Genomic DNA, 15,112 nt, shown 5'->3' on the forward strand with positions numbered 1-15,112 from the left:
TTTGACTGAGCGCATTGAGCGAAAGCCGCTCATCATCATGGGCGCTTTGCGCTCAACATGCAGAGTTAGGCGCGGTTATATTGTCGGGTGTTACTATTTATTAACACCGGTTAACTGGTCGGATTAGTTATTGATTAAACAGGTGTCTACCAATATATTCTTATTTAACATGACGATAACCTTGGTTTTAAACTGTCGCTGCATGAGTGGTTTTCTAGAAAGGAAGTTAATTTATACAATTTATTAACACTGGCATCAGGGTTGCTCTTATTTCCGAGAATATCAAAAAATAAAACCCACTCAGAAATAGGAGTATGCATGTCAGTCATCAAACGCTCTCATGGAATGGAGCAACCTTACTGGCCGGCAGGACCTTTTAAGATTCGCTTGCCGTTTATTCATTACCGCTGGGAAATGGCGGAAACCATCCAAGGCATGATCATGTTTGTGGTCGGGATGGCGATGATTCCGCTACTAGAAAAATACTTAGGACTTCCCTATGACGTTGCACTGGCGTATGTCGTAGTCTGTGGTATTGGCTTTATGCTTCCCAACCTACTTGGGGTGCCGATGGTGCCAGGTTGGATAACACCAGCCATTCCGGTGGTATTGTTGTTTCTCGGAAATTTTGAGCCTGGTCCCGAAGCGATTCGTGCCTTGGTGGGTTTGCAACTGATTGTAACCGCTATCTTCTTTATTCTCGGTATTACCCGTTTAGGCAGCAAGTTGGTGGATCTTTTTCCTGATTCTATCAAAGCGGGAATTTTGATTGGTGCAGGGATTGCCGCACTCAGTGGTGAAATCAGTGAAGGCGGGCGTTTAGCCAATACGCCTGTTTCACTGATCATCGGCTTTTTGGTTACCGCTTACGTGCTGTTTTCACTTAATTTCCGTGACTACGTAAACAAGCACAAATGGGCAAAGGTGATTGCTGGTTATGGCATGGTGCCGGGAACTCTTGTGGCGATGGGCGTAGGCTGGGCGGTGAGTGAATATCCATTGCCTGATATCCAGTTTGGTGTCTCAACGCCAGCTTTTGGCGAAATGATTAACTATCTACCATTTACAGTCGGTCTACCAAGTTTAGAGATGCTGTGGATGGCGATTCCTACCGCCTTAATTGCTTATGTGATTGCTTTTGGTGACATCATCGTGGGTAAGAGTTTGCTTGATCGTGTTGACCACCTTCGTCCAGATGAAGTGATTGAGGTAAACGTTGACCGAGTGCACTTGGTGACCGCTCTTCGCAACTTGATCCATTCGTTTTTTGCCCCTTATCCCGGTCTTGCGGGTCCTTTGTTTACTGGTGCTATGGCGACGATTGCAGAGCGTTATCGTCATGGTCGTAGCGCGATGGACAGCATCTACAGTGGGGCTGGCGTTTTCTGGATTGTTGGCTTTATCGCACTGTTCGCGTTGCCGCTCATTACGCTGTTTAAACCGGTTTTGCCAATTGCGCTTTCCATCACGCTACTGATTACTGGTTACTTGTGTATTTCAGTCGGGGTTGAGCAGGTGCGCAATGCCACCCAAATGGGCGTTGCAGGTACGATGGGCGTGGTTCTCGCCGTCTACGGTGCTGGTTATGGTCTATTAGCTGGTGTGGCGCTGTACTTCTTAATTGAGTATCGCCGCAGAGATGCTGAGCCGATGGAGGTCGAAGAGCCGATAGAAGTGCTCGAAGACTGATAAACAAGGACTGTGTTCGCCCGACGCTGATCGGGCGCTAAGGAAGAAAAGCGATGAGTAAACATAATATCTATCATATTGGCTTAGAGAAAACGCCGGCTAACTATGAAAGCTTGAGCCCATTGAGCTTTTTAGAGCGCGCAGCCGCGGTTTACCCTACTTATACTGCGACCGTGCATGGTGACATTCATAAAACGTGGCGAGAAACCGAAGTTCGTTGCCGGAAACTTGCATCTGCTCTTCAAAAGCAAGGGATCGGAGAGGGGGATACGGTTTCAGTGATTGCTCCCAACCTACCAGAACTCTTTGAAATGCATTTTGGCGTGCCTATGTCTGGTGCGGTGTTAAATGCGATCAATACCCGATTGGATGCTGATGCGATTGCATTTATCTTTCAACATGCAGAAAGCAAAGTGGTGATTGTAGACAAAGAGTTTACAGAGGTGGTTAAGAAGGCGTTAAAGATGATCGCCCACCGTCCGCTAGTGATTGCCATTGATGACCCGCTCTACACGGAAGGCGAGCTGATCAGTGAGTTGACTTACGAAGAGTTTATTCTTGATGGTGACCCAGAGTTTCAATACTGGCCGCCAAGTGATGAGTGGCAGGCGATATCACTGAATTATACCTCAGGTACGACAGGCAACCCGAAAGGGGTGGTTTACCATCACCGTGGCGCACATTTAAACGCGGTCAGCAATATTATGTCGTGGGATATGGGGTCACACCCAGTCTACCTTTGGACGCTGCCAATGTTTCATTGTAATGGTTGGTGTTTTCCATGGACGATTGCCGCTTCGGCGGGGGTGAGTGTCAGTCTGCGCCATGTGCGCGCTGATGCGATATTTAACTCGATTAAGCAAAACCAAGTGACCCATTTTTGCGCAGCTCCGATTGTGCTCAATATGATGAACAATGCTGATGTGGATCTGAAGGCGGATATTCATCATCAAATCAAGGCAATGACAGCAGGCGCTGCGCCACCTGCTTCTGTGATAGAAGGGATGGAAGCTCTGGGTATCGAAGTGACTCATGTGTATGGATTAACAGAGACATTTGGGCCTTGTGTGGTGTGTGATTGGCAGCGTGACTGGGATGATCTCAACAATACTGAGCGGGCGCGTATGAAAGCGCGACAAGGTGTACGAGCGCCAATGCAAGGTCAGTTGATGGTAGCGAATCCAATTACCATGCAACCCGTAGCGAAGAACGGTGAGGAGATGGGGGAAATCTTCTTACGTGGCAATATTGTCATGAAAGGCTACCTAAAAAACCCGAGTACTTCTGATGAAGCGATGGCGGAAGGCTGGTTTCATACTGGTGACTTAGCGGTGTGGCATTCAGACAATTACATTGAAATCAAAGACCGTTCAAAAGACATCATCATTTCAGGTGGAGAAAACATCTCCAGCATTGAAATTGAAGATGTATTGTATCGCCACGAGTATGTGGAAGAAGTGGCGGTCATTGCCATGGCTGATGAAAAGTGGGGCGAAGTGCCTTGTGCCTTTGTGAAAACCAAAGATGATGTTGAGCTGACCCAACAAGAATTGATTGCGTTTTGTCGTAGCCAGATGGCGCACTTCAAAGTACCGAAAAAGTTCATCTTTACCGCGCTACCGAAAACCTCGACAGGGAAAGTACAGAAATACGTATTGCGAGGTCGAGTGAATGAGTAACCACCTGTAATCTAAATTTAGTGTCTGACTATAGTGCTTAAGGGCTATCCATTGTTGCTATTGGGTAGCTCTTTTTTACACCTCAAGTGATTGTGTTCACTCGCTTATTAAAACGTGGTGAACAAAAATTGCACATGATTTCTGTTTAATGTCAATTGTTGCTATTGAGAACTCTTATATATGAGACCACTTCTACGTGAGTCGAGTCACATATAAAACCATTTGTTGCCGATATATCTAATTGCTAATTCAATCATTTATAGAAATACGTTAGCTTACACTGGGCTTTGCCCTTAGCTAAAAATAGAACCGAAATATCATCAGGTAGGTATCAATAAGTATGTCAGTTGCAGAAATAGAAGATCAACGCACTGTTCGTGAACTTCAAGCTATCTTTAAAAAGGAATACGACAAGAAAGTTAACTCTGAAAAACGTATTTCTGAATGTGACCAAGGCTTCCAAAACCTTAGAACTCACAGCCAATCCGCATTGAACTATGCACAAAAATTTAAATCTTCAAAGTTGAATGAGCAAATTAATTCTATTAAGAGCTCAGGTCAGCATCCACAATCGTTAGATGATCCTAAGTTGATTGAGCTTAAGCAATCTTTGAACTCGCTGTTTGAACATTGTGACACCATCAACCCGCGTGGATTTACCGTCTCTAGCTTAGAGAAAATTGCCGATCATCCAAAAAGTGTACTGTTAAAAGATGAGCAGTTCGCCCAACTGACAAAAGACGAGCAACGTGTCGCTCAGCAGTTCGAAGAAGTGGCTGAGCCGATTAAAAATGCGCACCTGCAACGTGTGGTACTTGGACAACAGATCGAGACCGAAAAGCAAAGAGTGCTGAAGAAACGTCGTTTTGTGCGAAACAGCATTATCGTCCTGCTGCTTGCAGCGGGCGGATTCGCTATGGCGCTAAAAGAAAATGACCCGCAACTTTTTGAACAATATCTAAATATTGTCAAAGGCATGATCAACTAAGCACACGTGTAACTCGATATGAATAAATTAATCCAAAACCTAACCAGCAGCAAAATCAAACATACTTTTGATCAAGCTGATTTATACCCAAAAATCGAAAGCAACATCGATGAACATGCCCAAGTACAAAGTGCGTTACTAAGCCGTGCTGAGCAGGTGTTGAGTGACGAAATTGATTCGCAAAAACAGCAGTTGGAAGACGCAAAGCAGACGATTAAACAAGCCGTTTCATGGCTGTCAGAGGTCGATGCGCCAGAACTGAAAAATCAAACATGGCCAGAATTCCCTTTTAATACCCAATATATTCCTAACGAGCTAGTGATTGGTTTTCAGAAGTTATCTATTGATAACCAAACCTTCAAGCTGCCTGTCACTGTGCCATTTATGTCGGGTGATGATACTTATTACTACCCAGCAGATGCAGACAGCTTAGAGTGGACGCAAGACGCTCTACACACCATCATTATGCGTCTGAGCGTAATGTTACCTTATGGTGCGCAGTTCTGTTTGCTTGATCCGGCGAAAATGGGTGAGAACTTCCCTTATATCAAACAACTGCCGTTTAAGCGTCCGTTAACCAATGATATTTCGCGTACTTTGGAAGAAGTATTAGACGATATCAAACGTATCAAGCAAAACTACCTGGATAACCGTACGCGTCGTTTAATTAATGTTGATCCAGAAATCCGTGGTAACGAGAAGTTTGAATTTATTGTCGCTTCTAACTTCCCGAAAGGTTACGACCGTCGTTCTATCGAACTGTTGGCGCAAATCGCCAATACAGGTTCTGTTGCGGGCAAATATGTGATCTTGCAACATAACCAAGATCTTGAGCTGCCAAATGGCGCTTCAATGGAATGGTTCGAGTCACTGAAAAACATCCGCTCAGGGGACAATCATATTACGGCGATCCCTGAGCTTGAAACCTACATGATTGGTTCTGAAGCGATCTGTGATGAGACCATCAACACTATTTTAGATTGTGTCGCCAAAGCGAAACCGAAAGAGAACAAGCTTGAGTTCACGGATGTAACTGACACCAACCCAGAAAACTGGTGGAAAGGTGATACAGGCCATGAAATCCGTGTTGCGGTTGGTGGTACTGGTGCTAAGAAAGATGATCTTGAACTGTGGTTTGGTGAAAGTAATGGTCGCCAAATCTGTGCGCACGGTATGTTGGGTGCGATGACAGGTGCTGGTAAATCAAATCTTTACCATGCCTTTATTATGGGTCTGGCATGTCGCTACAGCCCTGACGAACTGCAACTGTATCTTATTGACGGCAAACAAGGCGTTGAATTTAAGTGCTACCCAACGCTACCCCACGCGAAAGTGGTCTCATTGAACACATCACCAGATTTGTCGCGTAGTGTGTTAGGTGAGCTGGTGGAAGAGATGATCCGCCGTAACGAAATGTTCAAACGCGAAGGTTTCGAAAACCTGCGAGATTACCGCAAAGAGACTCAAAAGCCGCTACCGCGTATCCTTTTGGTTGTGGATGAGTACCAAACTCTGTTTGAAGATGACCGTGATGGTCTAGGTTCTGACCTAATGGAAAAACTGGCTACACAAGGTCGTAGTGCTGGTATCCATATGTTGGTCGGTTCACAGCGCTTTGGTGCTTCAGGCATGCAAAACCAGCAGAGTATCTTCGGTAACATTCACTTGCGTATCGGTATGCAGATGAGTGAAGCGGACGTCACGGCACTGCAAGAGTTTGGGCCAAACGGCAAACGTCTTCTACGTGCGTGTAAAGAAGCGGGCCAAGTGGTAATCAATGACTCTGCGGCGAATGATGATAAAAACCGTGCAGGCCGAGTAACTTATCTATCAGATAAGCTACGTCTTGACTTGATCAAGCAACTTGCTGAGAAATGGCAACATAAGCAAGGTCTTGCGAATCTGCATCACTCAATTTTGCTTGATGGGTCAGGCCAACCAAACTTAAGCGAAAACCCTCAGTTAGAGCAGCTATTTAGTACCTACTCAGCGCACCCTTCTCAACAAGAGTGGGTGGAGTTTGCTAACTTACCTGAGCATCAACAAGGCTTGGGTGAGAAAGAGTGGTATCCAGTTGAGAAACCAGCCAACTTCTGGTTGGGACGTGAAATGAACATTCATGGACAAGCGAACGTTGTTGTCCGTCGTCGTACCAATGAACATCTGCTGTTTGTTGGTGAGTCAAATGAGGCGCGCTCAGGTATGCTGAGCTACTGGTTGGGACAACTGCCGATTAACCATGCTGCGGGTGAGTACCAATTGTACTTACTAGAGCGTGCAATCAAAGGTTCTCCATGGCATGGCATTATGAGCCGAGCGATCGATACTTGTGGTTTAACCGACGTACATTACCGCGAGAGTGTCAGTGAGTTTGCCAGCGACTTAGACCACGTTAAGGCGGAGTTTGAGCGTCGTAAATCAATGGATGAAGAGCAAATGCTGGCTCAACCAACCATCTACATTGTGGTGAATGAAGCGCAACGTGCGACAGAGCTTCAGCAGCAAGCAGGCCGTTACGGCGTGAAAGAGCATGGCGAGTTAGGTGCGGTCATTTCAGAGTTGCTAGAGCAAGGTGCAGAGTATGGCATTCATATTGTGATGAGCTTTGACAATGTTCGTGCGGTGACGAAAGTGTTCGATCGCCGTGATATCGACTTGTTCAAACACAAAGTGGTGTTGCAAATGTCAGAAGATGACAGTTTCTGCGTGATCAAGTCACGTCATGCGGCACTGCTACAGCAAACAACTCGCGTACCGGTTTACGCGCTGTATGCCAACGCATCGCAAAACTACCCAGTCAAGTTCAAACCATACTGCTACCGCGATGTAGAAGATCATGAGAAAGAGCTTGAGCAGTTAAACAACTACCTGCAGTCATGGAGCCACTAACGTGTCATTAAACGATGTAGAGCAAAACCTACAGCAGTTTGTGACGCAATTGGACAGCTTTTCTGAAGCTGTCCGTCAGTGCCAGCGAGAGTTACTCGATCCAGTAGATGAGGTGACCGCAGTGTTGCCTCATACTAAAGCGAATACATATCGAACGCTTTCGACTGAGCTAGATAGTGTTGCATCCAAACTGACACACAGTCTCGCTCCGGGATTGCAATCGGGGTTGGAATATCGCCTGCATGTGCTGAGGACTTATCTCTATGAATAATCATCAGCTAACCGCGCTTGAAACGCTAGAACAGCGCTCGCAACGCAATTTAAAAAACTTAGAGCAAGCGTACCATGAACTGCATGTCGCTTGGGTTGTGTTGAAAGAGAGTTATGAAGGGCAAGGCGCAGAAGAAGCCGATATGCAGTTTCAAGTTCTGGCAGGGCAAGTTACCGAATATCAGCATGTGCTTGAGAAATTGATGATGCAATGTTCTCAAGAGATCGCTGAGCTGAAAGAAAGAGGAGAGGCGCATGCAACCTAGATGGTTAATTGCACAGCTTGAAGAATTTTCTTTCTTGTCGCAGTCTCAAAGTGCGCTGAGTGATGAAGTACGAAAAGTACTGGGTTTGACTGAAAGCCACGGGGCTGAGCATACCAATCGCCTTGATAATGATGTTCATCGATTTACTGCGCTTTATGAGCAATTGATGGATGAGCAAAGAGACCGTTGGGATAGCCATGAGCGAAGATATCAGCAGACTGTACGCACTCTTGATGAGCGAGATCAGGAGTTAACACAGGCGCAATCAGAGCTAGAAGAGACGAAAAATCATCAGGATTTTTGGCAAAACCAACTGACTCGTGCCCGCAATTGGAAGTCGCGTGCGCGAACTCGGCTTGATAGTGCAGAGCGAGAACTAAGATCGGCGGAGCAACGTACCTTGAGTGCTGAGCAAGACTATCGTTCTGCGAAGGCCAATTATGACTACGCAAGTTCGCAGACGATTCGAGTTTATGTCGGCAAAGATAGTCGCGGCAACGCACAGTACGAGTATCGTCCTAATCCTGCCACAGCCGAGCGTCATGCGATGAATGCCGCGCATGGTCGTTTGCAAACTGCGCGAGAAGAAGAGCGTCGGGCAAAATCGGAATATAAAGCGGCTCGCAATGAGTACAAAGAGGCTTGTGATCAAGTGAATGGGAGTATGTCTGCGGTGTCCGATATGGAAGTGGCAACCAAGCATTCTTACTCAGCACTTTCGAGTGCGGAAGATGCCAAAACCAATACACTTAATGCCAAATATAGCTTGGATGAAGAACGTCGAATTTTAGAGCAAATGGACGACACTCTAAAAAGTATTGAAAGCTGCGTAAACAGCCAACAAAACTGTCAACGTGAACTTCATCAACATAACTCCATGGCACTAACGACTTTACGTAACAACGAGCAAATTCAAGAAGATTTGGTCTATGAAATCTATAAGATTCGTTATGCACTTGAGAACAAAGCGAATTTGCTAGCCGCATTTGATGCGCCCGTGTTTTTAGGATAATCATGCAACCAACATTTGATACAGCTTTCTATCAGCGCAATCACATGGATTTGGAAGATGAGTTGATGAAGTTAGCCTTAGCGGTACAAAACTTCAAAGAACAGTCCCAAAACCTATCAGCGATTTGGTCAGATGATGCAGGGCGGAGGATCAGACAAATCCATTTGCTGCCTTTAGTTGAGCAATATGGACAGTTTGAAGGCACCGCCAAGCAATATCTTCAATCAAGTGAAGAGCGCCTGAAAAGCTTTTACGAAATGAAGCGATTAATCAGCGAGTACGCCGGTTTTCATTCCAGCTTGGAAGAGAAAGAAGAAGACACTCTAAGACAAAATGATGAGTATCGAAGGGTGACCGCGATTAGTGAAAATCAGCGCGATAAAGGGCTTGAGTTCTCTGCTAAGAGTGAACAGTTCAACCGCCTAGCGAGAAGCCATGTAACGCCGATTTAACGTTAAATAAGAGTAAGAAGCCAGCGAGAGATTCCTCCGCTGGCTTTTTTATCTCATTTCACTCATTTTTTAGTTAGCGCGATTGTTATTGACCAACACTCTCGACCAGAGAGGGTTTAATCAAACGTTATATCTCGAAGAAAGAGCGCAATATCTGGGAAAAATATCAGCAGTGTCGCGGACAGCAATAAGATTGCGATAAACGGGCCCGTTCCGCGAATAACTTGCCAGTAAGGCTTTCTGAAAATGGCGATAGCAGTAAAGATATCGCAGCCGAAAGGCGGGGTTGCTGACCCAATGGCGACTTGCAAGGTGATCACGATACCCACATGAACTGGGTCGAGATTAGTTGCTTCGATCGCTGGGGCAAAAATAGGCGTCAGTACCAGTATGACCACGATGGGGTCGACAAACATACACGCGACAAAAAAAGCAATGGATATCGCCGTCAATACGCCCAAAGGTCCAATCTCACTGATCCCTACCGCATCAAGAATCGTTTGTGGTATTTGTGCAAAAGAGATAATCCATGAGAAACCGTTCCCGACACCGACCAATATAAATACCACGGCGGTAATAAGCCCAGTTGAACGAGCAATGGTAAAGAGATCATGTTTGGTGAGCGAACGGAAAATAACAAACTCAAGTAACAGTGCGTAGAGCACGCATACGGCGGCCGCTTCGGTTGGGCTAAACACACCACCATAAATGCCACCCACGATGATAACGGGGAACATTAAAGGCCATAGAGCACGACGTGTCGCATGAAAACGTTCACGCCAACTTGCTTTAGGTTCAGTTGGAACGTTAGTCACGGTTGCGTAGTAAAGGCAGTAAAGAGAAAAAAGGAATAAGATCAATAAGCCCGGTCCAATGCCGGCGATAAACAACTCAGCAATTGAGGTTTCAGAGATAACGCCGTAGATAATCATTCCAATGCTAGGGGGAATCAAAAAGGCGATATCACTGGCGTTGATAATTAGCGCCAGAGAAAACGAGTCGCTATAGCCTGCGCGCAGTAGTTTGGGTCTTAGGGCTGAACCGACCGCAACCACCGTAGCTTGGGTTGAGCCCGATACCGCACCGAACAACGTACATGAGGTGGCGGTGCTGATGGCTAAGCCTCCTTTTACGTGTCCAATAAAGGCCATAACCATATCAATCAGTCGGGCTGCTGATTGTCCTCGGGTCATAATATCTGCGGCTAAGATAAACATCGGTACTGCAATCAATGATGCAGGGCGAATGCCGCCAAGTAATTGTTGGATAAAGGTGTCCATTTGACCAACCCCACCAAAGGTCATGTAAAACCCAGTGAGTGCGGCGGTTATTAGGGGAATCATCATTGGAAAGCCAAGCACCAGCAAGGCAAGCATGATCATAATTAAACTGAGAGCCATAAAATCGTTGCCCGTTAAACGTCTTTCTCTGTTTTGGTGTATTCATCAGGGACACCGGCAGAGAGATAAACTTTAGAAGAGGTGATGTTTTTAAACAGAGTCAGTGCGTATTGAATACCGGTGATCAGAAAGCCGAGCGGAACCCAGATGTAAATCCACCAAATTTGGATACCAAGGGCAGGGAGGATTCGTCCTCGTTGGTAAATAGAGGCAATGTATTCACAAGCAAAGTAGGCCAGTGCGAACATGACCAACGCGGTGAAAAAGCAGATCACCGTCATTAACAATTTGCGGGTTTTAAATGGTAAAGCATCATAGATTGCCGACATTCTAATATGACGCCCGTAACGTGCCGCATAACCAATACCTGAAAAGGTAATCAACACGATAAGAATGCGGTTGATTTCACCTGAAAAAAACAATCCTTCACCAAAAACAAAACGAGCCACCACATTGACGCAAGTGTTGAGTGCCATTAAAAGCACGCCTGCCGCCAATAAAAATGACTCGAGTTTACAAATGGTATTGTCCAATCGCCCGAGCAAACCGGGAAGGGTCGAGCGATAAGTCAGTGCTTCTGCATCAGTCATGATGAACTTCCATAGCAAAGACAGGCACTCCGCAGAGTGCCTAATAGAAAAGTGATTATTTGGTTACCGCTTCAAGATCTTGTTTGAATTGGTTGAGTAGTTGCTTGCCGCTTTCACCGGTCATTTCGTAGAACGTTGCCTCAACTTTAGGGGCGCGAGCTTTAAATTGAGCGATTTGGTCATCGGTTAAACGAGTCACCGTCACCTTGCTGCTGGCTTTTTGGATTTTTTCGAGCGACTTTTCAGCTAAACCGCGAATGTGTTTGACGGTTTCGTTAAATGCGTAGTCCGCAGCGTCGCGAACCATCTTTTTGTCTTCGTCAGAAAGCTTATCAAAGAAGGCTTTGTTTGCCATTGAGGCGGTAGTAAACCAACCATGATTGGTGAACACCAAGTTTGGAGAAACTTCGTATAAACCACCTGATTCTATCCAGAAGATGGGGTTTTCTTGCCCTTGAATCATGTTGGTTTGCAGTGCGCCGTAGACTTCACCCCAAGGTAATGGTGTTGGTGTTGCACCGAACGCCTCATAAGTCGAAGAGAGTAGAGGGTTAGTCATCACACGGATTTTTTTGCCTTTTAGGTCTTCTGGCGAGCGGATGGGTTCATCAACCGTCATCACCATTTCACCTTCAGGATACATCTTCAACAGCTCAAGACCTTGCTCTTGGTAAAGCTTCGGAAAGTTCTCATTAACCGCCTTACTTTGACGGAAAAACTCGACTACCGTGTCCATATCAGTTGGCATTAGGTAAGGGATAAAGAATATCTGTGCTTCAGGGATAACCGAACCGGTAAAACCAGGCGACTGGTTTACAAACTGAAGAATACCCGCTTGTGCTTGCTCGAGAATGTCATCGGATTCTCCAAGTTCACCAAAACGATAGACCTGTAACGTATGCTCTGAGTTATCTTCAATATATTGCTTGAACTTAAGAGCGTACACATCTTGAACATCGCCTTTATATTCTTCGTGCGCATAGCGCCACGTATCAGCACTGGCTAGGGATGAAAAACAGAGTGAAGCCGCTACGCATGAAACAGCAGTCAATTGCTTAATATGGTGATAAATGGACATCATGTCCCTCCAACGTTGTCGTTTATTGCCATTACCCAGCGCCCTAAACTTGCGATTTTGCTTCTTTAACTTCAATGCAAAATGGTGTCGTCGTTGGGGCTAAATAATTCAAACTGGTCACGAATCAATAATTGGCTAACAAGGTTAAACGTTAGAGCTGTAAATAATAAGTAAGCGCTATGAGATAATGTTGGTGTTGTGATACGCACCCTATTTACCAATGAAACAGGTGGTGTAATCGAGGGTTGTACTGAGGTTGGACGATTTTAAATAACAGATTGAAGCAGCAATAATGCTAAAAAAGATTACAGTTGTAATTATTTTTTGAGCAGCTTGACGATGTTGAGAGCCAACGTGGTGTGATGCGCTTTAAGTGGGTGTGAACCACCCACTTAAAGCGGTGAGAGCAGCAGTTAGCCAGTCTCAGGCAAGGTGTTGTGACGAAATGTTTCTAAGAACTGACCAAAACCAACCGAGCCCGCCCAGAAATTGACTGCATGTTCAACGCCTTTACTAGTGTAAGTTGCACCTGAAATACCATCTACCGTGTAACCATCTTGGGTTGGAGAACTTTGTTGAATCACTCTTAGAGAGGGTTTCCCTTGTTTAAAGAGCGGTTGTTGATTGAACTGTTCAAGCCATAAATGGTTGTCAGTAATTTCAGCGCCTAAACCCTTAGTTTCACTGTGTCGATAAAACCCTAGTTGAGCAATTGTGTAGTTTGAAGTGTCCAGCGCGAGATACCCATATATCAGCCCATTTTTACCCTGAGCTTTAATAGGGATGACAATGCGTGAGACCCGATTTTGACTGTCAGTGACAGCATAGGCAGGGAGCTCGTTCTCTCTTTGTTTAATTTGAGCAGAATCTTCGTACTCGTAAAGAGTGCGCCAAGAGTCACTATCATAGTGAAAAGATTGCTCGACACTCATTTGCGAGGGGTGGTACTCGCCTGTTTCAAGGTTTACATCCAACACTTGAATACGCTGCTTAATGAGCTTGGACAATGATCCCTTAATATTGCCTAAGCCGGCAACTTCAATCAGGACCAAACGTTGATCTAATTGAGTGACTTGCTCACTGTTGCTTGATTTTACTGACCCTGAATCATCGCAACCAAACAAGTTAATCATGACCAACAAAATGACTATAAACTTAAACTTCATGGCGTTGGCTTACTTGAGCTTACGAGGTACAACTTGTGCGATAATTTTAAAATCCCCTTGATTTGTGTTGACAAGCATAGTGAGGTATTCGCCTACCTTTAAAGCACGTTTAGGGGCAAACATCATAAAGTGGTGTGTGTTAGGTGTCAGTGCGAGCTTTTTGTGTGCGGGAATAGTAATGCTCTTGACCATAAACATTTTACGTTTACCTGCCTCGTATTTTGTTCCATGTAGCATGGCCTTATCAAACTCATCTATCTTAAAACCGTTGATGATAAGCGCTTGATCTGAGTTATTGTGAATGGTCATTTTTGACCCTGTTCCTTTTGCCCCGTTAGCCAATTGAAAAATGACAGGGGATTCGATCTCGACTTTATCTTGGAGGTTCTGTGAAGCCCATGCGGAAGACATCATTGCAAAACATGTGATCACAAGAGTGAAGAAAGGGCGAGTTTTTATAACTAACATCTGCTTGATTCCTAAAAATTAAAGTTGAGAGATAACCTTGTCGAGATCCATACTCGCAGAGTAGCCAATATGCATATCTACCAGCTTACCCTCACGGTTAATAAGATAAGTCGTGGGGGTTACGCCCACAGAAAAACGTTCCTTGGTAATGCCTAATTGATCCTTAACCATTGGAAAAGAGAAGCCATACTTGTTGGCAAATGCATTGAGGTCGACGTCATAGTCGTCAATATTGATGGCTATGATGGCAACCTCATTGCTGCGTCGAGCGTAGATTTCTTGCCATTTATTCATCATTGCGATGCAGGCACCACAAGTTGATGACCAAAATTCAAGAACGATTTTTTTACCTTGGTAATCCTTGATACTTACCGTCTCTTGTGCAGCGTTCAGAGCTGCGATATCGGGACTTGCGTTCCCTAGTTGGGCTTTTTGGTCCTGACATCCACTTAATGCCAGCATCGAGAAAAGAACGACCACCAAACCGTACTTACGCCACATCTAACACCTCCTCACCGATATATTTACCGTGTTGGAGGCGAATGATTCTGTCGGTGAACTGACCTAAGCTAGGGTTGTGCGTCACCATAATGATGGTTCTATTTTGAGCGTGAAGTCGTTTGAAAATGTCGAGAACGATCTTTTCATTTTCTTCATCCAAGTTGCCTGTCGGTTCATCCGCAAAAATAATCGGGCTTTCATTAACGATGGCTCTGGCGATACAAACTCGTTGTTGTTCACCACCGGAGAGTTGGCTGGGCAAGTGCTCAAAACGGTGACCAAGGCCCACTTGTTCAAGCACTCGTTTCGCGGCTTCTTCGTCAGGCACACTGTGGTAGTGTTGCGCTAACATCACATTTTCTAATGCGGTTAGGTATGGAATAAGGTGAAACTGTTGGAATACCAGTCCGATTTTTTCCGCGCGAAAAGCTCGTCTTCCTTCTTCATCTAAACTACCTGCATCTTCTCCATCGAGGAAAATTTTGCCCGAAGTCGGATTATCCAAACAGCTAAGGATGTTCATTAGCGTGGTTTTTCCTGAGCCTGATGCGCCCATAATGGCAACAAATTCCCCTTTCTTGACCTCGATAGTGATGTCATCTAACGCATGAACTTGGTCAAAAACCTTATACAAGTTTTCTGTCTTGATTGCATAACCTGACAT

General features: G+C 45.2%; 15 protein-coding genes. 8 read left to right on the forward strand and 7 right to left on the reverse strand.

What is annotated here, in order from left to right; translation table 11 throughout:
• Positions 1–318 precede the first annotated feature (318 nt).
• The 8 genes from GZK95_RS06195 (at position 319) to GZK95_RS06230 (ending at position 9,245) form a co-directional block, all read left to right on the forward strand.
• Positions 319–1,689 (forward strand): solute carrier family 23 protein, encoded by a 1,371-nt coding sequence (locus tag GZK95_RS06195; protein WP_075715336.1) that lies wholly within the window; start codon positions 319–321, stop codon positions 1,687–1,689.
• 53 nt (positions 1,690–1,742) lie between these two features.
• The gene (locus GZK95_RS06200; protein ID WP_075709395.1) at positions 1,743–3,368 is read left to right on the forward strand and encodes an acyl-CoA synthetase; all 1,626 of its coding nucleotides are present in this window, start codon (positions 1,743–1,745) and stop codon (positions 3,366–3,368) included.
• A gap of 340 nt (positions 3,369–3,708) precedes the next feature.
• Positions 3,709–4,356 carry a hypothetical protein gene (locus GZK95_RS06205; protein ID WP_075709396.1) on the forward strand — a complete coding sequence of 216 codons (648 nt, stop codon included), beginning with the start codon at positions 3,709–3,711 and terminating at the stop codon, positions 4,354–4,356.
• A gap of 18 nt (positions 4,357–4,374) precedes the next feature.
• Positions 4,375–7,245 carry an FtsK/SpoIIIE domain-containing protein gene (locus tag GZK95_RS06210; RefSeq protein ID WP_083626242.1) on the forward strand — a complete coding sequence of 957 codons (2,871 nt, stop codon included), beginning with the start codon at positions 4,375–4,377 and terminating at the stop codon, positions 7,243–7,245.
• Between the two features lies 1 nt (position 7,246).
• Positions 7,247–7,516, forward strand: a complete 270-nt coding sequence (locus GZK95_RS06215; RefSeq protein WP_075715335.1) for a hypothetical protein — start codon at positions 7,247–7,249, stop codon at positions 7,514–7,516.
• Complete coding sequence (locus tag GZK95_RS06220; protein WP_075709398.1) at positions 7,509–7,781, forward strand: hypothetical protein; 273 nt, start codon at positions 7,509–7,511, stop codon at positions 7,779–7,781. Before GZK95_RS06215 ends, GZK95_RS06220 begins: the two co-directional genes overlap by 8 nt.
• On the forward strand, positions 7,771–8,793 hold the full coding sequence (locus GZK95_RS06225) for an efflux RND transporter periplasmic adaptor subunit (RefSeq protein ID WP_075715334.1): 1,023 nt from the start codon (positions 7,771–7,773) through the stop codon (positions 8,791–8,793). The genes GZK95_RS06220 and GZK95_RS06225 overlap by 11 nt, the downstream gene beginning before the upstream one ends.
• Before the next feature lie 2 nt (positions 8,794–8,795).
• Positions 8,796–9,245 carry a hypothetical protein gene (locus GZK95_RS06230; protein WP_075709400.1) on the forward strand — a complete coding sequence of 150 codons (450 nt, stop codon included), beginning with the start codon at positions 8,796–8,798 and terminating at the stop codon, positions 9,243–9,245.
• 116 nt (positions 9,246–9,361) lie between these two features.
• On the opposite strand, the gene GZK95_RS06235 is transcribed toward GZK95_RS06230, so the two are convergent.
• From GZK95_RS06235 to GZK95_RS06265, 7 genes are all read right to left on the reverse strand, one after another.
• A complete protein-coding gene (locus tag GZK95_RS06235; protein WP_075715333.1) occupies positions 9,362–10,645 on the reverse strand; it encodes a TRAP transporter large permease in 1,284 nt (427 codons plus the stop codon).
• A gap of 14 nt (positions 10,646–10,659) precedes the next feature.
• On the reverse strand, positions 10,660–11,235 hold the full coding sequence (locus GZK95_RS06240; protein WP_075715332.1) for a TRAP transporter small permease: 576 nt from the start codon (positions 11,233–11,235) through the stop codon (positions 10,660–10,662).
• Positions 11,236–11,290: 55 nt separating this feature from the next.
• Complete coding sequence (locus GZK95_RS06245; protein WP_197740170.1) at positions 11,291–12,316, reverse strand: TRAP transporter substrate-binding protein; 1,026 nt, start codon at positions 12,314–12,316, stop codon at positions 11,291–11,293.
• A gap of 410 nt (positions 12,317–12,726) precedes the next feature.
• Positions 12,727–13,479 (reverse strand): FMN-binding protein, encoded by a 753-nt coding sequence (locus GZK95_RS06250; protein WP_075715330.1) that lies wholly within the window; start codon positions 13,477–13,479, stop codon positions 12,727–12,729.
• A 9-nt stretch (positions 13,480–13,488) separates the two neighbouring features.
• The gene (locus GZK95_RS06255; RefSeq protein ID WP_075715329.1) at positions 13,489–13,947 is read right to left on the reverse strand and encodes a copper chaperone PCu(A)C; all 459 of its coding nucleotides are present in this window, start codon (positions 13,945–13,947) and stop codon (positions 13,489–13,491) included.
• An 18-nt stretch (positions 13,948–13,965) separates the two neighbouring features.
• Entirely contained in the window at positions 13,966–14,448 is a 483-nt protein-coding gene (locus tag GZK95_RS06260; RefSeq protein ID WP_075715328.1) for a TlpA family protein disulfide reductase, read from the reverse strand.
• Complete coding sequence (locus GZK95_RS06265) at positions 14,438–15,112, reverse strand: ABC transporter ATP-binding protein (RefSeq protein ID WP_075715327.1); 675 nt, start codon at positions 15,110–15,112, stop codon at positions 14,438–14,440. The genes GZK95_RS06260 and GZK95_RS06265 overlap by 11 nt, the downstream gene beginning before the upstream one ends.

The organism is Vibrio panuliri, assembly GCF_009938205.1.
Classification (GTDB): Bacteria; Pseudomonadota; Gammaproteobacteria; order Enterobacterales; family Vibrionaceae; genus Vibrio; species Vibrio panuliri.